At 37.4% G+C, this 24,441-nt stretch carries 22 protein-coding genes; 14 read left to right on the forward strand and 8 right to left on the reverse strand.

The window, feature by feature from the left end; translation table 11 throughout:
* The first annotated feature begins 439 nt into the window (after positions 1-439).
* The gene (locus LDK52_RS05780; protein ID WP_407081791.1) at positions 440-1,183 is read left to right on the forward strand and encodes a threonine/serine exporter family protein; all 744 of its coding nucleotides are present in this window, start codon (positions 440-442) and stop codon (positions 1,181-1,183) included.
* A 12-nt stretch (positions 1,184-1,195) separates the two neighbouring features.
* Entirely contained in the window at positions 1,196-1,645 is a 450-nt protein-coding gene (locus tag LDK52_RS05785) for a threonine/serine exporter family protein (protein WP_277585001.1), read from the forward strand.
* A 495-nt stretch (positions 1,646-2,140) separates the two neighbouring features.
* On the opposite strand, the gene LDK52_RS05790 is transcribed toward LDK52_RS05785, so the two are convergent.
* Entirely contained in the window at positions 2,141-4,156 is a 2,016-nt protein-coding gene (locus LDK52_RS05790; RefSeq protein WP_277585002.1) for a sensor domain-containing protein, read from the reverse strand.
* Between the two features lie 131 nt (positions 4,157-4,287).
* Here LDK52_RS05790 and LDK52_RS05795 point away from each other — a divergent pair, with 131 nt between their 5' ends.
* The 9 genes from LDK52_RS05795 (at position 4,288) to LDK52_RS05835 (ending at position 12,929) form a co-directional block, all read left to right on the forward strand.
* On the forward strand, positions 4,288-5,217 hold the full coding sequence (locus LDK52_RS05795) for a DMT family transporter (protein WP_277585003.1): 930 nt from the start codon (positions 4,288-4,290) through the stop codon (positions 5,215-5,217).
* 108 nt (positions 5,218-5,325) lie between these two features.
* Entirely contained in the window at positions 5,326-7,068 is a 1,743-nt protein-coding gene (locus LDK52_RS05800) for an ABC transporter ATP-binding protein (RefSeq protein WP_277585004.1), read from the forward strand.
* Complete coding sequence (locus LDK52_RS05805; protein ID WP_277585005.1) at positions 7,052-8,872, forward strand: ABC transporter ATP-binding protein; 1,821 nt, start codon at positions 7,052-7,054, stop codon at positions 8,870-8,872. The genes LDK52_RS05800 and LDK52_RS05805 overlap by 17 nt, the downstream gene beginning before the upstream one ends.
* A gap of 11 nt (positions 8,873-8,883) precedes the next feature.
* Positions 8,884-9,750, forward strand: a complete 867-nt coding sequence (locus LDK52_RS05810) for a GNAT family N-acetyltransferase (RefSeq protein ID WP_277585006.1) — start codon at positions 8,884-8,886, stop codon at positions 9,748-9,750.
* 131 nt (positions 9,751-9,881) lie between these two features.
* Positions 9,882-10,307: an NUDIX hydrolase gene (locus LDK52_RS05815; RefSeq protein ID WP_277585007.1), complete on the forward strand. Its 426-nt coding sequence runs from the start codon at positions 9,882-9,884 to the stop codon at positions 10,305-10,307.
* 30 nt (positions 10,308-10,337) lie between these two features.
* Positions 10,338-10,934, forward strand: a complete 597-nt coding sequence (locus LDK52_RS05820; RefSeq protein WP_277585008.1) for a histidine phosphatase family protein — start codon at positions 10,338-10,340, stop codon at positions 10,932-10,934.
* A gap of 4 nt (positions 10,935-10,938) precedes the next feature.
* Positions 10,939-11,355, forward strand: coding sequence for a GNAT family N-acetyltransferase (locus tag LDK52_RS05825; RefSeq protein WP_277585009.1), 417 nt, complete (start codon positions 10,939-10,941; stop codon positions 11,353-11,355).
* 60 nt (positions 11,356-11,415) lie between these two features.
* Positions 11,416-12,129, forward strand: a complete 714-nt coding sequence (locus LDK52_RS05830; RefSeq protein WP_277585010.1) for an AAA family ATPase — start codon at positions 11,416-11,418, stop codon at positions 12,127-12,129.
* Positions 12,130-12,209: 80 nt separating this feature from the next.
* A complete protein-coding gene (locus LDK52_RS05835) occupies positions 12,210-12,929 on the forward strand; it encodes a glycerophosphodiester phosphodiesterase (RefSeq protein WP_277585011.1) in 720 nt (239 codons plus the stop codon).
* 722 nt (positions 12,930-13,651) lie between these two features.
* Here the strand turns inward: LDK52_RS05835 and LDK52_RS05840 are convergent.
* The 4 genes from LDK52_RS05840 to LDK52_RS05855 all read right to left on the reverse strand — a co-directional run bounded on the left by LDK52_RS05840 (position 13,652) and on the right by LDK52_RS05855 (position 17,428).
* Positions 13,652-14,659, reverse strand: coding sequence for a FecCD family ABC transporter permease (locus LDK52_RS05840; RefSeq protein ID WP_277585012.1), 1,008 nt, complete (start codon positions 14,657-14,659; stop codon positions 13,652-13,654).
* Positions 14,656-15,654, reverse strand: coding sequence for a FecCD family ABC transporter permease (locus LDK52_RS05845; protein ID WP_277585013.1), 999 nt, complete (start codon positions 15,652-15,654; stop codon positions 14,656-14,658). The genes LDK52_RS05840 and LDK52_RS05845 overlap by 4 nt, the downstream gene beginning before the upstream one ends.
* A 61-nt stretch (positions 15,655-15,715) precedes the next feature.
* Positions 15,716-16,633 (reverse strand): iron-hydroxamate ABC transporter substrate-binding protein, encoded by a 918-nt coding sequence (locus LDK52_RS05850; RefSeq protein ID WP_277585014.1) that lies wholly within the window; start codon positions 16,631-16,633, stop codon positions 15,716-15,718.
* A complete protein-coding gene (locus tag LDK52_RS05855; protein ID WP_277585015.1) occupies positions 16,634-17,428 on the reverse strand; it encodes an ABC transporter ATP-binding protein in 795 nt (264 codons plus the stop codon).
* Between the two features lie 114 nt (positions 17,429-17,542).
* Between LDK52_RS05855 and LDK52_RS05860 the strand changes: the two genes are divergently transcribed.
* Complete coding sequence (locus LDK52_RS05860) at positions 17,543-18,589, forward strand: NAD(P)/FAD-dependent oxidoreductase (RefSeq protein WP_407081793.1); 1,047 nt, start codon at positions 17,543-17,545, stop codon at positions 18,587-18,589.
* Between the two features lie 850 nt (positions 18,590-19,439).
* Here LDK52_RS05860 and LDK52_RS05865 read toward each other — a convergent pair.
* Complete coding sequence (locus LDK52_RS05865) at positions 19,440-20,462, reverse strand: DUF2804 domain-containing protein (RefSeq protein WP_277585017.1); 1,023 nt, start codon at positions 20,460-20,462, stop codon at positions 19,440-19,442.
* A gap of 111 nt (positions 20,463-20,573) precedes the next feature.
* On the opposite strand from LDK52_RS05865, the gene LDK52_RS05870 reads away from it, so the two are divergent.
* Entirely contained in the window at positions 20,574-21,062 is a 489-nt protein-coding gene (locus LDK52_RS05870) for an amidase domain-containing protein (protein WP_277585018.1), read from the forward strand.
* Between the two features lie 864 nt (positions 21,063-21,926).
* Here the strand turns inward: LDK52_RS05870 and LDK52_RS05875 are convergent.
* Both LDK52_RS05875 and LDK52_RS05880 read right to left on the reverse strand, forming a co-directional pair.
* Complete coding sequence (locus tag LDK52_RS05875; protein ID WP_277585019.1) at positions 21,927-22,775, reverse strand: DegV family protein; 849 nt, start codon at positions 22,773-22,775, stop codon at positions 21,927-21,929.
* 103 nt (positions 22,776-22,878) lie between these two features.
* The gene (locus LDK52_RS05880) at positions 22,879-23,451 is read right to left on the reverse strand and encodes a glycerol-3-phosphate acyltransferase (RefSeq protein ID WP_277585020.1); all 573 of its coding nucleotides are present in this window, start codon (positions 23,449-23,451) and stop codon (positions 22,879-22,881) included.
* A gap of 202 nt (positions 23,452-23,653) precedes the next feature.
* On the opposite strand from LDK52_RS05880, the gene LDK52_RS05885 reads away from it, so the two are divergent.
* Positions 23,654-24,226, forward strand: coding sequence for a nitroreductase family protein (locus LDK52_RS05885; protein ID WP_277585021.1), 573 nt, complete (start codon positions 23,654-23,656; stop codon positions 24,224-24,226).
* Positions 24,227-24,441 lie beyond the last annotated feature (215 nt).

The following is a 24,441-nucleotide window of genomic DNA, read 5'->3' on the forward strand; positions in this document are numbered from 1 at the left end:
TTGGAACTTTAAAGAATGACTAAATAATACTACTGATTTCCATTTCAGTGGACGCTTTACAGAAGCGGAATAGCGAACGAAATTGCATCTTCGTGAGCTTCTTCTTTATATAAGAATTTAGCTTTTCTTTAGTTAACAAAAAGTGCACTAACCTGTTTCTAGAAGTTGTAGAATGGCGACGGACAGAAAAACGCCATAAGATTACCGAAAAAAGAGATGCTAGGTTGGTTGTGACGAAGGTCACAACCAACCTAGCATCTCTAAAAACTCACACGGTAATCATATAGTAAAACATCTGTCCAAAGCCCTTCGAAAACGATAGAAACAGGTTTTGATATTTAAAGGGTGTTACTTTCTTTATTTTATACCGAACAGTATTTGTCTTTTTACAGTTGGTTCTATAAGATTAGTTTAAATGGAAGAAAGAAGGTGTTCCTCATTGGCTGCAGATTATGAATTGGTAGTGGAAAGTTGTTTACTTGCGGGGCGCTTAATGATGGAAAGTGGTGCTGAAACGTATCGTACAGAAGATACGATGGATCGCATGGCTGTTTCTCAGGAACTTACGCAATCACAAAGCTTTGTTACTCCAACTGGCATCATTTTTAGTGGAAATAAAAGCCTTCCTACAAGATTAGTACGAATAAATGCAAGAACGACCGACTTAGGAAAAATTGCCTTAGTAAATAATATATCTAGAAAATTAGCTTTTGGTGATATTACAATTGAAGAAGCATACAACGAGCTAAAACAAGTTGAAAATAATCATGAAACTTTTCCTTTTTGGATAAAAGTAGCTGCAGCTGCAATTGCCTCGGGTGCTTTTCTATTATTATTTGGAGGAAGGATAATGGAGGTACCAACTGCTTTTATCGCTGGTGGTGTAGGGTACGCAATAGCTGACCGGTTAGAAGTTCGTACTAGAGTAAAGTTTTTTGCCGAGTTTTTGGCGGCCATGCTCGTTACAATCATCGCAACCTTATCAGTTGCTTATGGCTTTGGAATGGAGATAGATAAAATTATTATAGGTTCTGTTATGCCACTTGTTCCTGGTTTACTTATTACAAATGCAGTTCGGGATTTAATGGCTGGGCATTTTGTATCAGGTCTTTCAAAGGGCGCGGAAGCTAGTCTTACTGCTTTTGCGATTGGGGCCGGAGTAGCGCTGATATTATCACTGTAGGGAGGATTTCGATTGATATATGTTACGCAAGGAATTTTAAGTTTTATCGCAGCTACTGCGTTTGGTGTAATATTTAACGCACCGAAAAAATCCCTCTTTTACTGTGGAATGGTAGGAATGATCGGTTGGATTGTTTATATGAATGTAAACCAACTATATCAGGACCAGGTGGCTGCTTCATTTGCGGGAGCTTTTACCGTTGCATTCATATCACATATAATGTCTAAAAAATTTAAAATGCCGATGATTATTTTTAGTGTCTCAGGAATTATTCCATTAGTTCCAGGAGGCTCTGCCTATAATGCTATGCGGAACATTGTGGAAAAAGATTATGTTACAGCGGTTGAGTTTGGCACACAAGCCCTACTAATTTCAGGCTCTATTGCAATGGGCTTAGTATTTGCTGAAATCATTACACAGCTATGGGTTAAAGCAATTGTGAAATTAAAAACAAAACCGTGAGCAAAGAGATTTCTTCATTGATCACGGTTTATTAAATTTCTGGGATAGTGAAATTCAACGTAAGCGAGTAAGTGAAGGAGTGGAGCAAGTAAATACCAAGTGAACGCAAGTAAACTACTCACGAAAGCGAGTAAATAGGAAAAAACACTTCACTTCAAGACTTTTTCTAATCAGATATGCACCGCCACATGCTTGGAGGCGTACATCCCATTAACCTCTGTCGAGAGATGTTAGTAATCAACACTTTTACAATAACTAGAAACTATTTTATATCCTTTATTTATTTATCGTTTTTAAAATAAGTACCCTCATTTAATTTCATAGTTAATATCTACTCATCTAATTTATTGGAGTGCAAGACGGCGACTCCAGCGGCTCATGGACCGCCCGCGGAAAGCGTCCGCCTGAAACGGAAATCAGCAGTATTATTAGATAGATCTTATTCTTCAAAAAAGAGACTGCCCTAGGGACAACCTCCATAAATGATTCATAGCATTATAACATTTCCTCTACTTCTTCAGCGGAAATCGGAAGGCTCACGTAATAGCCTTGAACTGCATCACAGCCCACTCGTTTAAGTAGTTCATACTGTTCAACCGTTTCTACACCTTCAGCAACTACTTGAATATCTAATGATTGTCCAAATTGTACTAAACCTTGAACTAGCTTTTCTAGTTTTTCATGTTTAGTTACAGAACTTATGAATGATTTATCTATCTTTAATTTGCCAATTGGAAGCATTTGTAAATATCGCAAAGAGGCGTAACCTGTTCCGAAATCATCTAGTACAAAGACAATGCCATCTTGCTGTAGCTTTTGTATTTGCTGAACAATTGATTTTTCCGCCTCTGCTTCGAGTGCAAATTTCTCAGTGAACTCAATTTGGATTAGCTCTGGAGGGCAGTTGTACTTTTCTAACACTTTTCGAATGGTCTTCACCATGTTTTTATCTCTAAACTCGCGAATAGATGAGTTGAAGCTCACTTTGATAGGCATGCCTTTTCGGTGCCAAATCGCGGCTTGTTCGCAAGATTTTTCCAGCATAAACTGACCAATTTCATTGATTAGTCCTGTTTCCTCAGCAATTGGTATTAGTTCCTCCGGTGATACAGTACCTAAAACACTATCTTCCCATCTTACTAATGCCTCGACGGACGTTATTACACCAGTTTTCACATCTTTTTGAGGCAAGAACATGACATGTAAATCATTTTGGTTCAATGCTTCTAGCAATCGCTTTTCAATCTGAATCTTGCGAGAAAGTTTTGAATGGTCGGATTTGGAAAGGGTCGTAATCGTACCACCGCCCTCTAATTTAACCTTTTGAATCGTATTAGTAGTAGCTTTTAATAAATGGAGATAAGATTGCTGATCTTCAGGGTATCTAGTAATAGCTCCACTAATAGTAATTGGAATTATTTTGCTATCTAAGTAAATTGGGTTTTGCTTTAAATAATGGGTGAACCCTTGAATGTACCAATCACTTAATGGCGTTACTATTGCAAAATCATCTCTACCAGATCTAGCAATAATAGAATCTTCAAAGTAGATTTTCAGTCGTTTCGTAAACTCATTTAAAATTCTTGCTTCCGATTGATCATTGAATATTTCTTTTAATGTATAGAATTGATCGATACTAATGAAAACAAATGAAAATGATTTTTTTTCATCAATATATTCATTTACTACTTCTTCCAAACGATGTCTGCTTAACAAACCTGTTTCTGTGTCTACATAAGCTATCTGTTCCAGTTTGGTCTGCATCAATTTTTTTTCTGTAATTTCATCTTCCAATAATAAAAAGTAAGGTGTATTATTTGGAGTATTGGATACTGGAATGGCTAACATATTTACCCAATAATTAGCACCATCTTTTGTGATTTTTTCAACTGCTCCTCGAAAGACCTTTCCGTCTCTAAGCCTAGAAATAATCTTGTTACCTATTGCTATATGTTCAGGGGTATCAGGGAGCAACTGCCAAAATGATTTGCCGATAATTCGTTTAGGAGTCCATGTACTTTGTTTCAAAAACTTATCGTTCGCATGCATTATTAGCCCTTCACGATCTATATAGACCATCATAAAGGATTCTGATAATCCTTTTTTTATAAGCTGAAGCTCATGAAAAGATGATTTTTCCATTGAATCATTTGTATCTGTTTTAATCTGAAAGAATACATAACGCATATCCTGCGATTCAAAGGATTTTGCAATTATGGAAGTTTTTATAGCTTTTTTATCTTTCGTATAAAGAACTATGGGACTAACCTCATAAGGGTTTTCTGTATGTAAAATAATCTCCCAATTTACCCTTAAATGTCCTTGTGAATAGTCTGTAAGAAGTGGTGAATTTATGTCCTGTACTTCATCAATAGAGTAACCAAATTGTTTTTCTGCCTCTTGACTCCACCAGACAATCTTGCCTTCATTGTCCGTCATAAAACTTGGTGTTGGCAAGTGGTTAAAAACAGTGTTAATTATGTTTAAAGATTCTTCATCTTTGAGAAACATATTCAACCTCCCCTTTATTATTCTAGGATTATTATATATAGTTTCAAAAAATTAGTCACTTTTATAATACCATATATTCATTGGTATATAAATAGGTGGGTAAAAAGTACTTTTGAAAGTGGTGGATAAAAATGGTAAACGGTGAAAATGTAAGGTCCAAAGGTATATTGCTAATTGTTCTGGGATCTATTTTATGGGGAGCAACAGGACCTATGATGGAATGGATTTTAAATAATACTAGACTATCAGTTTCTTTTTTCCTAACGGTTCGCTTAATAACAGCTGGATTATGTATTTTGTTGTTTCTATTAATAACTGGCAAGCAAATTTTTTTAATTTGGAAAGATATTAGTTGGCTTAAACAATTAATTGTTTTCGGAGTACTAGGAATGTTGGGTGTCCAATATACATTTGTTGCAGCAATTGAAGCGAGTAATGCTACGATTGCAACATTACTTCAATTTTTAGGACCTGTTTATATTATTTTATTTTTATCTTGGAAGAACAAAATGTTTCCACCCAAATATCAGGTTATAGGCATTATCGGTACATTAATCGGTTTGTTTTTATTGTTAACGAATGCAAATGTTAGTGGATTGTTAATAAGTAGGGAAGCGTTACTTTGGGGCTTGGCTGTAGGAGTAACATTTTCTATCTATACCGTCTATCCAGCTCGGCTGATGAAAGAATGGGGTGTTCTTGTTATTGTCGGTTGGGGAATGTTAATAGGAGGGGTAGTACTAGCGGTAATTACCCAAATATGGAAAACAGATGAATGGATTCATCTTGCAGTCTATCCTATTAACTTAATCGTCATAGTAATTATATTAATTGGAACGATTGCATTTATATTATTTTTGTCGAGTATGAAATACATATCAGCAGTGGAAACAAGTATACTGTCCAGTATTGAGCCACTAACAGCGATGATTATTTCTGTATTCTGGTTCAATCAAATACTTGGAGTATGGCAATATATTGGAGTAATTATTATGCTTTTATTTGTCACATGGCTTTCTATTGCAGGAGAAATTAAATGGTTACGTAAAAGAAAAAGATGACTTTCTCAATATTAAGTCATCTTTTTCTATGTGTTCAGAAGAGTTTGTGGCATAATAGATTTTAAATGAATTAATTCGAGTGTCGAAGAATCTAGGGGTGTTTTAATCTTGAAGACAATCTTATCTTATTTATCACCATATAAAATGTTGGTTGTTGTTGCTTTAGTGTTCATGTTAGTAGAGCTTTCCGTTGAGCTTGTTCAGCCATTGCTCATCAAAGTCATTATTGATGATGGGATTTTGGCAGGGGATCAACAAGTAATTATTTTTTGGGGTAGTATTATGCTTGGAATTTCCTTTTTGGCATTCTTAGCAGGAATTATTAATACATTTATCGCCTCTCATATTGTCCAAAGTTATGGATTTGATATCCGTCAGGCATTATTTAAAAAAGTGCAGGCTTTTACAATGGCTACTTTTTTAAAGTTTCCAACGGCGAGTTTAATCACACGTTTAACTACCGATGTGACAATTACGCAAAACGTAATTTTTATGGGATTACGTATTATGCTCCGTGCACCTCTACTAGTTGTCGGTAGTATTATTATGTCCTTTGTTGTGAACCCATATTTAGCAATGTTTTTAGTAATTGGCGCTCCTTTTTTACTAGTATTTCTATATTTTATGAGTCGAAGTGGTTTAAAACTATTTGGGAAAGTTCAAAAAAGGGTGGACCAGGTCACAAGACAGATACAAGAAAATTTACAGGCAGTACGTTTAATAAAAGCGTATTTGCGTGGAAGTTTTGAATCTAGTCGGTTTGCAACTGTGGCGGCTGATCTAAAAATGGATAATGTTAAAGCATACCGAATCATGGAGTTAATATTGCCCGTCTTACTTTTTGTGATGAATGTCAGCTTGATGGCAGTTCTATGGTTTGGTGCAAAAGAAATTCAAACAGGAGATGTGGAACTAGGTGAACTAGTAGCTATTATCAACTATGCGATGCGAATGACAGGCGCGTTTTCTATGTTTGCTTTCATCATTATTTTCTTCTCTAGAGCAAAAGCATCTGCTGAACGTATGGAGGAAGTGCTCCTTGTAGAGGAGGGAATTGAAAATATTAATACAGACGCAGACTCGGAGGGGACAACTCCTAGAATAGGAGAGATTGAGTTTCAGCATGTGTCATTTCATTATCCTACGACTGGTATGCCAGTATTAAGAGGTGTTTCTTTTAAGGTACAACCAGGATCTAAGCTTGCGATTATGGGAGCAACCGGCTCCGGTAAATCGACTCTCCTTAATTTAATCCCAAGGTTTTTCGATGCAACAGAAGGAACAATATTAATAGATGGAATGGATGTCCAAGAATGGCCTCTTAAAGAGTTAAGGAAGATCATTGGACTTGTTCCTCAACAATCTATTCTTTTTACGGGAAGTATAGAGGAAAACCTTAGTTGGGGAGATCAGTCGGCGACGGAAGAGTTGTTGAGAGAAGCTGCTAACCAGGCACAAATCCATGACTCTATCGAACAATTTCCAGACGAATATAATACAAGAGTTGGTCAAAAAGGAGTCAATCTATCTGGTGGTCAAAAACAGAGACTTTCTATTGCACGTGCACTTGTTAGAAAACCGGAAATATTATTGCTGGATGATAGTACGAGTGCTTTAGATGTGTCGACAGAAAACGCTTTATGGGAAGCATTAGAGGTAGAACATGCAACGATGCTTGTTATTACTCAGAAAATCCGAACTGCAAAGGGTGCGGATCATATTTTATTGTTAGAAGAAGGTCAAGTATCTGCCTATGGCACGCATGATGAGCTGATGAAGGACTCTACTCTGTATAAGGCTATAGCTGAATCACAACAAGAGGGGGGCGAGCCTGATGAACTTCATTCGTAAACCTTTTGGGTATGAGCCTATTATTACTAAAGAAGATTTAAAGAAAGATCATAAAAAGAAAGTCGATAAAGCCTCCGATTGGAAGGGTGTCCTAAAACGTATATGGGACTTAGTAGACGAACAACGTTTTCTATTAATCATCGTACTTTTGATGGTAGTTGTTAGTTCGGCTTTAGCTTTGGTTGGTCCCTATTTAATAGGGGTTATTGTAGATGAACATATTTCCAAAAGTATATTTGTCGGCCTTTCCAAAATAATTGTTGTGTTACTCATCGTTTACTCATTTTTCTCGATTGTTACTTACTTGCAAAGTTATTGGATGATTGGTATTTCTCAGCAAACAATTTATAGATTACGTACAGGATTATTTGAACATTTACAGAAGCTTCCTGTATCCTTTTTTGACAAACGCCAACATGGAGAGTTAATGAGTCGGATGACGAATGATATTGAAAATGTTAGCCAAACATTAAATTCATCCTTTATCCAAGTGTTTTCAAGTATTCTCACTTTAGTTGGAACGACTATTGTTATGCTTTTACTCAGTCCATTAATGACTTTAATCACGCTTATTATTGTTCCATTTATGTATTTTGCAATGAGATGGATTACGAGAAGAACTTCTAAATTATTCAAGGAGCAGCAAAAAGCGGTAGGCGATTTAAATGGAATGATTGAAGAAACGATTTCTGGTCAACGAATTGTAAAAGCCTTCTCTCAGGAAGGTCGGATGCAAGAAGAGTTTGCTGTAAAAAGTGAACGTTTAAAAAGAACTGGATTTTGGGCATTAACTTACTCAGGTTTCATACCGAAAGTGATGAACTTATTAAATAATACGAGCTTTACGCTTGTTGCAGCGGCGGGCGGATTATTAGCATATTATGGGCATGTGACAATAGGAGAAATCGTTATTTTCACAGAGTATTCAAGGCAGTTTACTCGACCATTAAATGATTTGGCTAACCAATTCAATACGGTGCTTTCTGCAATTGCAGGGGCAGAACGTGTTTTTGCTATTATGGATGAGCCTATTGAAGAAGATGCTGCCATGGAGCATACAGATTACAAGCTACAAGGTAATGTGACATTTGAAGATGTAACGTTTTATTACAACAAAGAAGATGAGTCTCCTACGATTTCCGACGTCTCTTTTCATGTAGAATCAGGTAAAACTGCTGCACTAGTTGGTGCAACAGGAGCTGGGAAAACGACCATTATGCAGTTACTTGCACGTTTTTATGAAGTAAATGGCGGCCGTATATTAGTGGATGGTATTCCTATAGACCAGTTGCCTAGACATACCCTGCGTAGTCAAACGGCATTTGTTTTACAAGATCCATTTTTGTTCGAAATGTCGGTAAGAGAAAATATCCGATACGGCAAACTAAATGCCACAGATGAAGAGGTACTGCACGCTGCAAAAGAAGCGAATGCACATGACTTTATCATGAAATTACCAGATACCTACGATACTATTCTATCAGCGGATGGTGGAGAAATTAGCCAAGGACAAAAGCAGTTATTATCCATTGCTAGGGCACTAGTTGCAGATCCAGCAATTTTGTTGTTAGATGAAGCAACGTCCAGTATAGATACAGTGACAGAAATGAAAATCCAAGAAGCCCTTGAGCGGTTGATGGAAGGCAGAACAAGCTTCGTCATAGCCCATCGATTAAATACGATACGCCAGGCAGATTTAATATTTGTGATGGATGGTGGGAAACTAATTGAGTCAGGTCCACAGGAAGAACTGTTGCAAAAGAAAGGCAGATATTATAGTATGTTAACGAATTCAAAGATTTAAGGAGAAATAAAATGAATATATCTGTAATGACAGTGTCCTTTCCGTTAGACCAGGAGACGATGGAAGAGATTAAGCAATTGGTAGCAGAAGCAGAAGCAGTGGATAAAGTGGATTATACTTCTCTACTAAATGTGGGGGAGTTATCCACTTCGTACACAAAAGGTTTTTGCATAATAGCCTATGATGACTTAAATGACCGATTAGTAGGCGTGTTAACCTCTATTGACCGAATAGCAACGCTGGATTTTGAGTGGTGTAGTGTTGTGCTACCTACTGTTCGAAGATTAGGGATAGGTGAACGACTAGTCATTGAATTACGTAGGAATTTAGAAATAAGAGGGGCCGCTACAGATTTAGCTTTACTTCCAGATAGCTCAGAAGCGGGTCGGCAGCTACTTCGGAAATTTGGTTATGTGTTTGATTTTGCGGAGAGATCGATGGTAGCAGATGCGGCAGAAGTGGAATTAAATAGTGAAGTGACAGTTTCGCAATTTACCGACGAGGAGTCAGAAGTCGTTCGCATTTTAGCAAGTGCATTTAATGAAACGGATGAAGACGCTAAAGAATTAATCACGTTTAATACACAAACACCAAATCGCCAACTGCTGATTGCTAAGCTACAAGGCGAAGTAATTGGAACGCTTATTTTAGTAGATGACGGCGAAAAGCTATGGATAACAGGGCTCGCTGTTCATGAACATGCTCGTGGTAAAGGCGTTGCAACCTACTTATTGAACTGGAGTAAAAACGAAGCCAATCGTATAGGGAAATCATCTGTCTATTTAGATGTAGAAACAGATAATGACCAGGCATTCTCCATTTATGAAAGAGCAGGATTTACCACAGTGGGTAACACCCATTTTTATGTAAAAAGGTAACGAGTAATTATTAAAAAGCGGCGAGCAAATTGTATGTTGATTTGTTCGCTGTTTTTTTTCATCAAGATATAAGCAACAAATAGAGGATAAGACTTTCACTATATAGAATATTAAAAATGAGGTGGAAGCTTATGTTTATAGTTAATGTTGAAGGGGCAATTTACAAAAATGATAAGTGGCTGTTAGTAAGAAGGAGCGAAAAAGAAGAGCACGCAGGAGGGTTATTATCCCTTGTTGGAGGTAAGGTAGAAAAAGACGGGATAACATCAAATATATTAGAAGAAACTCTAAAAAGAGAAGTTGCAGAAGAGGTAGGCATAGAGGTTTCAAATTTTAGGTATGTGAATAGTTCTTTATTTGAAACAGATACAGGCTTAACTGTAGTAGACATTGTTTTTCTATGCGAGCATCAATCTGGCGAGCCCTATGCTAAATGCCTGGATGAAGTATCTGAGGTTTTTTGGATGTCGACACAGGAAATCTTAGATAACGCAGTTCTACCAGTTTATCTAAAAGGAAACATTAAGTTGGCAGCTAAAGTCCTGCAAGGAGACTGATTTCACATTAAAAAAAGGGGATAAAGAATTATGACCACTATAGGACTTGTAAGGCATGGAATAACGGATTGGAATATACTTGGCAAATCACAAGGTATATCAGATATTCCTTTAAATGATCTCGGAAAAATGCAGGCAATTGCTTTGGCAAATAGACTTGTATTAGAAAGAGAATGGGATGTTATTGTGACAAGTGATTTATCACGTGCCAAAGAAACAGGACAAATAATCGCAGCTAAACTAAACCTATCTGCCGATATTTTTGATAAAAGAATACGAGAAATAAACTGTGGAGAACTCGAAGGTACAACTGAAGAGGAAAGATTAAAAAGGTGGGGAAGTAACTGGAGAGAATTGGACCTTGGAATGGAAAAGTACGGAGATGTATCTAAAAGAGGACATGAATTTCTAACAGAATTAACTACTACATATAGTGACAAACGAGTATTGGTAGTAAGTCATGGGGCTTTAATAGGGCTTACTCTACAAAGGTTGCTACCGGAGCAGTTCCAAAAAACACAATTAGAAAATACATCGCTAACTATTCTTAACAGTAAACAAGGTGTTTGGAATTGTTCCCTCTATAACTGTACGAAGCATCTCAATATGGATATTAAGGAGAATTAAGCAAATGGATTATCAAATAGTAGAAGAATTAAATGAAAATCAATTAAATTTGTTACATAATCTATTTAAAGAAGAATGGTGGACACAAAAACGCAAGCAATCGGATCTTAGGAAGTTGGTAGACAATAGTAGCCTAGTTGTAGCGCTAATAAATACTGAAACGGAAGAACTAATTGGGTTTGCAAGGGTTATTTCAGACTCACTATACAGAGCATTTATATTTGATGTAATCACTAATAAAAGATATAGAAATAAGGGTATAGGCACTCTACTATTAAACCATATCTTAGAACATCGACTAATTCGAGAAGTGGAGAGAGTTGAACTCTATTGTCCAGATAAATTAGTCCCCTACTATGAGAAATTTGGTTTTTCTACTGCAGTAAATGGAAGTAATTTAATGAGATATAAAAAAATATAAAACTTCTTAATATTTGTGAGAGTCACAACAGTAAAATAAAGAATGGAATGGGGGTATAACATGTTCTTAAAAAGAATTGAACTTCAACGAGATCTTATTCCGTCATATAATCAGTATCCGTTCTCCATTCCATCTATTAAAAATTTAGATCAAATAGATATACACAGCAAAGTTACTTTTTTCGTTGGTGAAAATGGTTCGGGAAAGTCTACTCTGTTAGAAGCCATTGCGGATAAATGTGAATTTAATACAGCGGGAGGAGGAAAGAATAACTTTTACGAGGTAAATGCATCGGAATCAGCACTTGGAGATTATATAAGGCTGTCCTGGCTTCCTAAAGTAACAAATGGTTTCTTTCTGCGTGCCGAATCATTTTATAATTTTGCCTCTCATATCGATACTATGGGAACTGGTCCTTACGGTGGAAAGTCCTTGCATCATCAGTCTCACGGAGAGGCTTTTTTCTCTCTTTTCTCCAATAGGTTTAGAGGAAGAGGTATATATTTATTAGATGAACCGGAAGCTGCTTTATCGCCCTCGCGCCAACTTGCATTTCTAAGAATTTTACATGATTTAGTACAAGAGGATGATAGTCAATTTATCATCGCCACACATTCTCCAATTCTATTAGGTTATCCCGAGGCGACCATTCTTAGTTTTGATGAAGGGGAGATTAATGAGATAGACTATGAGGAAACGGATCATTATCAAATAACCAAATACTTTTTACAAAATAGAGAGAAATTTTTACAAGATATTTTAGCAGACGAATAAAAACTGTTAGTACACTGCTTTCATATATAGAAAATGTAGAGGTATAATATACTTAATAATGGTGCAAGGAGGTTGGCTTAATGAAAATTTATGCCCATAGAGGCTCGTCAGGTACGCATCCAGAAAATACAATAGCAGCTTTTAAAGCAGTTGCAAAACTACCTGTCCATGGTGTGGAATTTGATGTTCATATGACGAAAGATCATGAATTGGTAGTTATTCATGATGAGATGATTGATCGCACATCCAATGGAACAGGTTTTATCAAAGATATGACGTTAGCTGAATTGAAGAAACTTGACTTTGGTTCTTGGTACTCTCCAAAATTTAAACAGGAAACAATTCCAACGCTCAGGGAAGTGCTATATGTATTTAAAGATACACAGCATCACCTAAATTTAGAGTTAAAATCCGACATATTTCCATATGAAGGTATGGAGCAGGCAGTAGTGCAAATATTAAATGATTATCGATTAGAAACACGTGTCGTGATCTCTTCGTTTAACCATGAGATGGTTAGGAATTTTAAACAATTGGCTCCGCCTATAGAAACGGCGATTCTCTTTATGGAAGTTATGATAGAGCCTCACAAATACGCCGAAACAGTTGGAGCAGATGCACTGCATGCGTTTTTCCCGACAGTCCTAAGGCGGATGGGGGCAGAGGCGATTGCAAGTGGCAAAAAAATTCGTGTTTTTACTGTCAATGAAGAAAAATATGCGGATCTGTTAAAACAAGCTGGGGTAGATGCTATTTTCACAGACTATCCAGAGAAAATGTGGAAACACCTTCAATCATAAGAAAATGGACTACGAAAAAATCGTAGTCCATTTTTATGTTGGCGGAAATAAATCTATTTACTTGCGCTACAAACTTGGTTACTTGCGTTCATTAGGGCTATACGAGAGAGAACTACGCTTACACGAGAGAGCGGAGCATCTACACGAGAGCGAATCCACTCTATCCGAGAATAAGCCATGCTATACGAGAGAGAACTACGCCTATACGAGAGAACGGAGCATCTACACGAGAGCGAATCCACTCTATACGAGAATGGCCAGGCTATACGAGAGAGAACTACGCCTATACGAGAGAGCGGAGCATCTAAACGAGAGCGAATCCACTCTATCCGAGAATGGCCAGGCTACACGAGAGAGAACTACGCCTATACGAGAGAGCGGAGCATCTACACAAGAGCGAATCCACTCTATCCGAGAATAAGCCATGCTATACGAGAGAGAACTACGCCTATACGAGAGAGCGGAGCATCTAAACGAGAGCGAATCCACTCTATCCGAGAATAAGCCGTGCTATACGAGAGAGCGGGGCATCTATACGAGAGAGAACTACGCTTACCGGCTTTAATATATAACTTACTCCCGCTCAATACTCGTTTACTTGCTCTAGACAGTGATTTACTGGCGGAAAGGGAAATTCATCCATTTATGATTTCTATTTTGTCGTTATGCTCTTTTATTCCTATGAGATCTTTTTCTCGCACTCTCGCTCAATGGCAGGGCGTTTACTTCCTCATCAATAAATACATAAAGTAAGGTGCCCCTATTAAAGCAACCACAACTCCCGCTGGAATACCATTTGGCTCAATCACGTTGCGACCGATTGTATCGGCGAAAAGTAAGAGCCACCCACCGATGAGGATAGAAATAGGGATGAACAATTGATGGTGCGGTCCGACTAAAGATTTAGCAATATGAGGGGCCATCAAGCCTATAAAGGCAATCCCCCCAGTTACAGATACTGCAGAAGCTGCAAGTGCGACAGCAGCTAATAAGAGAATAATACGCTCCTTCTCAACTGCAACTCCCACTCCAATTGCTACAGGTTCATTTAAATTGAGTAGATTTAATTTATTCGCCTTATATAATGTGAACGGGATAAGAACAATCAACCAAGGTAAAAGAGCCAATATAAATGGCCAATCCGCCCCCCAAATGTTCCCTGCCATCCAATTAGCGATGAAATCGACCTTTTGACGATCAGCAGATGATATCAAAACAATCATCAAACCTGAAAGAGCCATTGAGAACCCAACACCAACTAAAATTAAACGAACAGGCTGTAGCCCAACTCCTCGGCTGTAAGAAAGGATATAGATGAAAAATGCAGTAATCAAAGCACCGACAAATGCCACTAGTGGTAGTAGGTACACAAAGGAACCAGGTTGAATAGGCATAAATAAGAAAAATATAGATACCGCCACTCCAGCTCCGGAATTGATCCCAATAATCCCTGGGTCTGCCAAATCATTGCGCGTAATACTTTGTAGAATAGCACCAGACAGTGCTAATGCCATTCCCGCAAGAATTGTAATAATAATTCTTGGTAAGCGAACAGAGAACAAAACAAATTCTTCTTTAAATGTTCCTTGCCCTAAAAAAGTTGGTAAAAGACGATTAAAGGATAGGGTGGAATATCCAATTCCTGCACTAATAAAAGCAGTAACAACAATCAATGATAGTAAAACAATAAATAGTATACGCTGTTTTTTAATTTGCTGACGATGAATCATTGAAATACCCGCCCTCCTTTACGAACAATTACTAAAAAGAAAGGTAATCCCATGATAGCTATGATTGCAGCAACTGGTGTCTCATATGGAATGTTAATTGTTCGGCCAATTGTATCAGCAAGTAGCATAAGAATAGCTCCTGCTATCACCGACATAGGAATTATTAGTCGGTAATCGGTTCCTACAATTGCTCGGACAATGTGAGGAACCATCAAGCCGACAAAAGCCATATTTCCAACTAGTGCAACCGATGCACCGGCTAGTAAAATAACAACTATAAATAAAATCGTTTTTGTTTGAGTGGTTTTTTGCCCCAGTCCGACGGCAACTTCTTCATTCAAACTTAGAATAGTTAACTGTCTTGATAGTAAAAGAGCTACAATGAATCCGATTAGGATAAAAGGAGTAATCATCTGGAGCTGACTCCAGGAAGTTCCTATTAATCCACCAGCTGTCCACATAGAGACATCTTTGGAAATATTAAAATAGATTCCAACACCGTCAGCAATTGCATACAAAAAGGCAGAGACTGCAGCACCAGCAAGAACTATTCGGAGTGGAGAAAAGCCCCCTTTGTTCATAGAACCAATGCCAAATACCATTACTGCACCAACTGCAGCACCGATAAAACATGCGATAGTAATGCCGAAGTAATTGATCCCGGGAATGAGCGCAAGGCTAATAGCAAGGGCGGCGTTTGCTCCTGATGTTAACCCTAATAATCCAGGGTCGGCAAGAGGATTACGGGTTATTCCTTGCATAATCGCACCAGATACTGCTAAGGCAGCACCAACCAACATGGCAGCTACTTCTCTCGGTAATCTAAGCTCTCGCAATATATTGATAGCATCGCTTTTTAAAGGGGTAAATAATGCTTGCCATACATCTTGTAAGGAGGTCGAAGCTGCACCAAAAACCATCGAGACACAGAACATTGTAACCAACAAAATAAGGCCAATAACAAACTTATAACTAAAATGAATAGAGGTTTTCATTATCTTATCCTTTCTACAAAAATAGTGGAGGAATCCCATTAGAATTCCTCCACTATTATTACTAGCTGTTTAAGAAATTTTCTTTAAAGAATTCCAATTGATAATCTAATGAAATAGGATCATTAAAGTAAAATTCTTCTGCATTTGCTTCAAATAGTTGCCCGTTTTGTACTGCAGGGATATTTTTGAATACATCTGTTTCTTGGAACGAGTTATCTTGGTCTGCTACTTTACTTAAAATCACATAGTCCCCAGCAAATTCAGGAAGAACCTCTAAAGATAATGCAAAATATCCAGGCTCTAAAGCCATTTCTTTTACTTTGTCAGGCATTTTTAGTCCCATTGCTTGATAAATAACTTCTGTTCCGCGACCCCAATTATCTCCAAAGACATATAATTGTTTGTCGAAGTTTTCAAACACTGAAACAGTCGCATCTTCCCCAATTACTGCTTTAATTTCCTCTCCGGCAGCTGTTGAACGTTCTTTGAAATCATCAATCCATGTTTGTGCTTCTTGTTCTTTATTCAGTAGTTTTCCAATTTCTAAATGTTGCGTTAAATAATCTGCTTTTCCATAAGTGAATGTTACTGTCGGTGCAATCTCTTTTATTTTGTCCAAGTTTTGAACGGTAGAAAGAGCAATTATTAAATCTGGATTCAGTTCAATAATTTTCTCTAAATTTTCTTCTGATACTTCCTCTACATCTGCAAGGAATGAATCATAGCCAGGGTTAGCCTTTGACCAGGAATCTACACCTACTAAGTTTACATCTAGTGCAGCAACGTTTCCTGCATAGGTAGAAAGAACAATTACTCGTTGTGGGTCTGCAGGGACCTCTATTGGACCATTTTCAGATTCGTATGTAATGGTAGTGGGCACTTCTTTCGATTCACTTGTTTTTGTATCCGTGCTTTCACTGTTACAAGCACCTAGGATAAGTATTAATAAGATTGTAATCGGTAATAGTAGCTTTTTCATTTATTTTTCTCCTTTTAGTAAATTGTATGTAATACACATTGGCTTCTTTGTTCGTGGATCTATTCCAATCTCAGCATCTATATGAAAGACACCGCGTAAAACTTCTTTTGTGATAACTTCTTCACAAGGTCCAGCCTTCACAATTTGCCCATCTTTTAAAGCAACGATATAGTCTGCAAAACGCGCTGCTTGGTTTAAATCATGTAGTACCATGACGATTGTGCGTTGTTCTTCCTGATTTAGACGTTGTAGAAGCTCCAAAACTTCTAATTGGTGTGCCATATCAAGATAAGTAGTAGGTTCATCAAGAAATATAATTTCTGTTTCTTGAGCAAGAGCCATCGCTATCCATACACGCTGACGTTGACCACCGGAAAGTGAATCTACCGGTAAATACTTAAATGAGCTGGTGTTAGTAACTTGAAGTGCCCAATCTATCACCTCGTAATCCTTTTTGGAAAGCCGACCAAAACCTGTTTGATAAGGGAAGCGTCCGTATGAAACCAATTCTCCGACAGTTAGACCGTTTGCACTCTCAGGTGTTTGAGGTAATATAGCTATCTTTTTTGCAAGAATTTTAGTGTTTTCTTTGTCAACGCTTTTACCATCTAATATGACAGCACCCGACTGAAAAGGAATGATTCTTGTAATCGCTTTAAGAAGAGTAGACTTCCCACATCCATTTGGTCCAATGATCGTAGTAATTTTCTGATTTGGGATTTGAACAGACAATTCTTTTACGATTAGTTGCTCACCGTAGCCAATGGATAAATCGTCCGTATATAAACGAACCATTTAAATACCTCCAAACTAAATCTTGCATAAATAATTGATAACGATTATCATTATCATATTAGCAACTATATTTAATTATTCAACTTATGTCAACAATTATTTTAGGGTGGGAGACTGAAAATGCATAATATTTTTGATGTGACTATTATTGGTGGTGGTCCAGCTGGTTTATATTCAGCTTTTTATAGTGGATTAAGAGAAATGAAAGTGAAGATTATAGAGTTCCAGCCTCAACTAGGAGGCAAACTGCATGTGTATCCCGAAAAAATGATTTGGGACGTAGGTGGTCAGACGCCGATTTCGGGTGAACGTTTAATCGATCAATTAGTTCAACAAGGACTAACATTTGACCCTGAAGTTGTAGTGAATGAGAAAGTAGAGTCAATTACTCGTAGAGAAGATGATATTTTTGTCTTACATGCTGCTTCCGGCGTTGAACATTATTCAAAAACTATTATCATTGCAGTTGGTAGTGGGATTTTAAACCCTACGAAGTTAGAAATCGAAGGGGCCGAGCGTTTCGAGGTAAGCAACTTAAACTATACAGTCAAATCAATTCAACGTTTTAAAGATAAAACAGTCATTATTTCAGGTGGAGGAAATGCAGCAATTGACTGGGCCAATGAGCTGGAGCCTATTGCCAAAAAAGTGTATGTAATCTATCGGAAGGATTCGTTAAATGGTCATGAGGCACAGGTAACTCAATTATTAGAGAGCTCTGTAACTTGCTTATTCAACACTAAGATCACAAAGCTAATCGCTAATGGAAACCACGATATGATAGAACGAGTTGCTGTTTTGGACAATGAAATAGGAGAGATTACGTATATAAAGGTCGATGAGGTCATTATCAATCATGGCTATGATCAGGATGCAGAGCTCCTGAAAAATAGTGAAGTGCCAATTGATATCGCTGATAACTTTTATGTAAAGGGCAATAGCTCATGTGAATCATCTATTCCAGGAATTTATGCAGCAGGGGACATTGTTCAATATCCAGGGAAAATAAACTTAATAGCTGGTACCTTCCAGGATGCTGCGAATGCCGTCAATCAAGCGAAGCAATATATCCAACCAGATGCTAACAAATTTGCGATGGTCTCTTCGCATAATGAAGTATTCAAAGAGCGAAATAAAAAGTTAGTGAAGCAATTCATATAAACAGAAAGCATAAAGTTTTTCTACCCTACATAAAAAGTTGTCTCTAAGTAATTTAGTACTTGGAGACATATTTTTTATGCAGGGAAGAGTAACAGGGGAAATTTAACTATTCCAACTAAACCTGGATACTCCCCTCGGGCATAAGAAAAACCGGGCAAAAGACGCCCGGTTCTTTAAAACAAAAACGTAGATATGCCATTGATTTCCGCTCCTAGCGGACGCTTTCCGTGGGCACGGCTTCAGCCGCTTCCCTTGCTCCTGCGCAAGCTCGTCGCAAAAAAGATTTTCGCTACGCTCAGTCCAGGGTCTTCAGCTCGCGCTGTTCCCACTGGAGTCGCCGCTCTGCGCTCAAATCAATTAGATACACTTTTTATGATCGGATAATTGGTATAAAACCACTTAAATATACGTATTTTACTTTAAAATAAGGAAGGATGAAAGTAATTCGATTAAAGAAAATACATTTTCTTCTTTCCTAATAAAATAGTATTCTTAACCAAGCGGACGATTTTATCCCTAAATTAACTTGGACTACTCTTATCATCTAAGCGAGAGTCTATGCAATATCTTAAAGTTTAGTACTACTCATTTAATTGATTGGAGTGAAATGTGGCGACTCCAGCGGGATAAGCGAGAAAGTCGAGACCCCGCAGGGAAGAAGCATAGCGCCTGACTGAGGAGGCTCGGCCTCGCCCGCGGAAAGCGTCCACATGTAACGTAAATCAATAGTATTATTCATTCTTAAATGTTCTGCTAACCCAGTGTTCATGTTGTATTTTTATATAATTTCTTTATATTTAAAAAATAGAGCATCATGACACTAGTCATAATCCTCTATCATTCGTGTTATTTACCATCTAGCTTTATGTTCCTCAATACAGCCTAGTAATTGTTTTACCTCTAGAGTAGGTCCATCTTCTAACTGGATTTTGCCATTAAAATAACCCATCATTTGATGAACTTCGGAGTATATAAGTTTCAAATCGGTTTTGGCAATGCGGTGGAAAAATGGGGTGAATGTCATATTCACACCATTGGAAAACTTCGTGTTAACCTTCCAAGGTTTCATAAAATCATTCGGATCGTATGTAAATAATAAGTCTTCATGAATTTTGGTCATTTTCCCATCAATAAAAATAGCATTTTCGGTCATACCTGTGCCATCTGTCCACTTTCCGCCAAAGTTTAATCCAATTCTTTTAGAACCAACGCGTTGAGAAGCAAACCCCCAGTTCCATAGAGCTTCTCTAGGCCAAACACCTCGGCCATAATCGAGTACTGCAAAATTGTCCTCTTGCAGAAAGCTAAAACGGGAGTTACCAATCTTTACAAATCCAGATGTTGGTAACGTATGGTGCTTCCCGGTAAATTGGAATTGTGTTCGATTCCAAGGAATTACTACATTCAACGATTCGTCTTCAGCAGGATGAGATATATGTAAATCGGCATGTAATAAATCTCCATCAAAATCTGGAATAGTTACAATCATATGAGTTTCATTTTGTGTATAAAGTAATTGAATCGACATTTCTTTCGAATGAAGCTGTATACTTTCCAATATATTAGTAGGCATTTTTATTTTATTTCCGAGGGGAATTGTAACTGTCTTTTCAACATATCGTTGTGTTTCATAGTTTAGGAAATAGACAAAGCAAACCGCTGCGTAATCTAGATGACTGATAGTTGCAGAGAAAAGAATATCGTCCCCAAAAACACACCAATAATTCCACTTTTTCTTACGCATATAATGCCCTTTTAAATTACTTTCAATTAGGGGCTTCTTGGCAAATCCAATTGCTTTAGGATTCAAATTACCTTTTTTATCGCAAAGTAAAGTGGGCACTGAAATTTCTTTTTCTGCATGCTGCTTCACTGACCATCTTCCTCCCTACAAAGTAATTTGTCAAAAAAATTAGTTTGTTAATCCCATACTAGCATATATTTTCTGTTTAATCATATAAACAAAATAGAGGGAGGTTGAAAATTGGCAACATACAATCGTGAGGCTGCAGTAGCCTATGCACAGAAATGGTGGAACAGTAATAATCCGAGGTTTCCGATGTTCGATGTGGACTGTACAAATTATATTTCACAATGCTTGTTTGCGGGAGGCGCTCCAATGAGGGGTCAACCAAACAGGGAGCGGGGATGGTGGTTGAGTAGTGAAACATGGAGTTTGAGCTGGAGCACTCCTCATTCCTTGCGTTGGTACTTAGCGGGCTCGACAAAGGGTCTGCAGGCGATGCAAGTCAATTCACCTGATCAGTTAGTCATAGGTGATCTTATTTTTTATGATTTCGAAGGAGATGGTAGATACGATCACTCGACCATAGTAACAAGTGTTCAAAATGGAGTTCCATATGTAAACGCACATACGAATAATAGCCGCAATCGTTACTGGAGCTACGAGGATTCCTATGCACATACTCCAAGAACAAAGTATATATTCTTCCACGTAAAAGATAAATTTTAACGTAAATTTACAGCAAATAAATGCAAAATGACGACTCTCACTAGTTAATATCAAACAACCACAGCTATGAACTTGCAAATGTACCGTGTACAACAGGTTCATGGGAATTTAAAGAAAGATTAATACCGCTGATTTCTGTTTTAGGTGGTGGAACAGAGCTAATAGTCGCCACTTTCACTCCAACCAATTTAACGTGTAGTTTTCAAGAATAAGATTTAGCACAACCTATCTTAGATGAAAATAGTAGTCAAAGTAAATATAATGATAAATTAGTCTTGAATTAGAAATACTATTCTAGAATGAGAATGAAAATAGTAGATTTTCTTTTATAAGAGAGGAAATAAAGAGAAATAGTAAGTGTTTACTGAATAAAGAAGTGAAATAGCGAACGACATTGCATCTTCGGGCCCGCACGATGCGGGTCATGCAGTCGTTGCGACACGATGTCGCGTACTTAGACTGTCATCTTTCATCCAGCTCTATGAATAAGAAAGGATCTTTTCCCTAGTTAGCCAAAAATGTACTAAAACCTGTTTCTAAGAGTTGCAGGAGGGCGACGGATAGAAAAAGTGAAACTTCAATCAGTGGGGCTTTCCCCACTGATTGTTAGTTGAACCATTCGGGCTTTAACGGGCAGTTCTCTACTGCCCGTTAATGCGGGACAAACGCCATAAGATTACCGAAAAAAGGGATGTTGGTTGGTTGTGACGAACGTCACAACCAACCAACATCCCTAAAAATTCGCTAGGTAATCATATAGCAAAATGTCTGTCCAAAGCCCTTCGAAAACGATAGAAACAGGTCTTGAAACTAAAGACGAGGCATGCGACTGTTTTTTCTTATTTTAGTCTTACAAAGTACGAATTACAAATACCAAAGTAAGGCAATTGTATCCTCGCCTGCATGTACTGCAAGCGATGTACTTATTTCACCGACAGTAAACTGTAAATGTGGTGCTTGTTGTAAAATGGCATCTTTTAAGTCGTTTGCTTGTTGCTCCGCATTGGCGTGCATTATATACACATGTTGTAGACCATCCTTAGCTGAAGCTTCAACCGCCTTATTGATCAGGTACTGGATTGCCTTTTTATGAGAACGAACTTTATCTAATTCCTTCAGCTCACCTTGTTCGTTGATTTGAATAATTGGTTTTATTTTAAGTAGGCTTCCTAAATAGAATTGTACACTACTCAGCCTGCCACCTTTATACAATTGAGTTAAGTTACCTATTAAAATAAAGTTACGGAACTTCGACACCATTTCTCTTAACTCCACTGCAATCTTCTCGTACGATTTGCCCTCTTCTTGTAGTTGCAGTCCTTTTTCAACTAATCCTGTAATACCAGCTGATAAGGAGGAAGAGTCGATAAATTCTACTTGGACCTGTGCAATTTCAGCTCCGCTTATGGAGGAAGAAAGTGTACCACTGAGGTTTTTAGAGACATGAATTGCAATAATAGACTCATATTCTTTACTCAGTTTTTCATATAACACTGCAAATTCGCCCGCAGAAGGCTGAGAAGTTTTAATGGATTCTGATCCATTACGTATTCTATCGTATAGTTGGTCGGGTGTTAAATCTACGCCATCTACAAATTGCTCTACACCAAAATGAATATTAAGAGGAATAACGTATATATCTGGGTGGTTTTTTAACGCATTACTTAAGTACGCACTGCTATCGATTAACCACGCAATTTTTTTCAAAGTCATTTTGAACATCCTATCTAATTTGTTATTTAAATGATAGTAATTATATCACAAAAATACTTATCACACGTTTATTTTAAGGAAAAATACTATAAAATTAATAACATTAATGTGTCTTTCTCCACCATCTCTTGTTCCACGATTCTACAATATCCAATCGGTGACGAACTAGGATAATGAGAATAGCAATAGACAGTGGCCATAGGGAAACAAAGGCAGGTATTATCCAAGTTAAAATAGCATATGCACAAAATGCTATGGTCATGCTAAGGGTTGCACTTCTAAACAAAGCCATTAAAAGAATAAAACAAATGACCAACATAGCAAACAAAGTGGGTTCTATTGCTAAGGATACACCGATGAACGTGGCAATCCCTTTACCCCCTTTTCCTTTTAACCAAAATGGAAAAAGGTGTCCTAGAATTACTGCTAACCCTCCAGCAGCAATATATTCTAAAGGATATTCAAAATAAAACCCTATACAAATAACAAGGACACCCTTTAAAGCATCACCCAAAAATGTCAAAAGAAATGCAGATTTTCCAAGTACTGCACCAGCATTTCTTGCACCTAAATTACCACTTCTTTCTATTCTCAAATCAGTTTTTTTCCATTTACCAACCCACCAAGCAGAAAGGAAGTTACCGATTATATAACTAAACAACCAATAGAAAAGCATACAATCACCTCAGATATATGTATGTAAAATACTATTTGAACCTTACTGTTAATTTTACATTAAGAGACAAGGAAATAAATATCGGATTACGCTTTAGATGAATAAAAACCATATGGAAAAATCAAGTCTCTTTCTTAAAGATGATTAAATTGGTATGATGAATAAAATAACTCAATAGTAAAAGGGAGATTGAAAAAACTAGATGCAATCACTTACAGTACGCGATGCAATAATACAAAGAAGATCTATCAAATTATTTAATGGACAGCCTGTGGAGAGAGAAACACTATTATCAGTTTTAGATGATGCCGTATGGGCACCAAACCATCAATTAAGACAGCCATGGAGGTTTATCGTGGCGTGTGGAAAAGAATTAGAAGATTTATATAGTGTGTTAAAGGAATTTGCCATTCCAAAATGGAAAGATCTTTCGGAAGAAGATCTAGAAAAACAAATGAAGAAATTTACGACTCCAGGCGGGTATGTATTTGTTGTTGTTCCAGAGGATGCTCGTCAAAAAGAACGTTTAGAGGATTATGCAGCAGCAAGCATGCTTGTACAAAATATACAATTGCTAGCATGGGATCGAGGTATTGGATCTTGCTGGAAAACCCCTGGATACTTAGATAATCCATTATTCCGCAAAGCCCTTGGTGTGCAACCTGGGGAACGTATTATAAGCATGCTCCAAGTGGGGTACTTTGACGAAATGCCGAAACCAAGAGATCGCAAAGGTGCAGACGAGCTGGTAACGATATTTGAGAAAAAGGATTAATAAATAGAAAAAGCGGGTGAGAAGTATTACTTTCTCACCCGCTTTTTTGTTGGGTTCTGTTTTAACGGCTCTACAATAAATGTTGGGGTCTACAAAAAATTTAGTGCATAAAAAAATGCACGACATCTTCCAAATCTTTTATACTTGAATTGTCGAGAAACAAGTAGAGATTGGAGATGTGTGCAATTGAATTTTAACATGTTTTTACCAGGATT

It is taken from the genome of Psychrobacillus antarcticus (genome assembly GCF_029533155.1).
GTDB lineage: Bacteria > Bacillota > Bacilli > Bacillales_A > Planococcaceae > Psychrobacillus > Psychrobacillus antarcticus.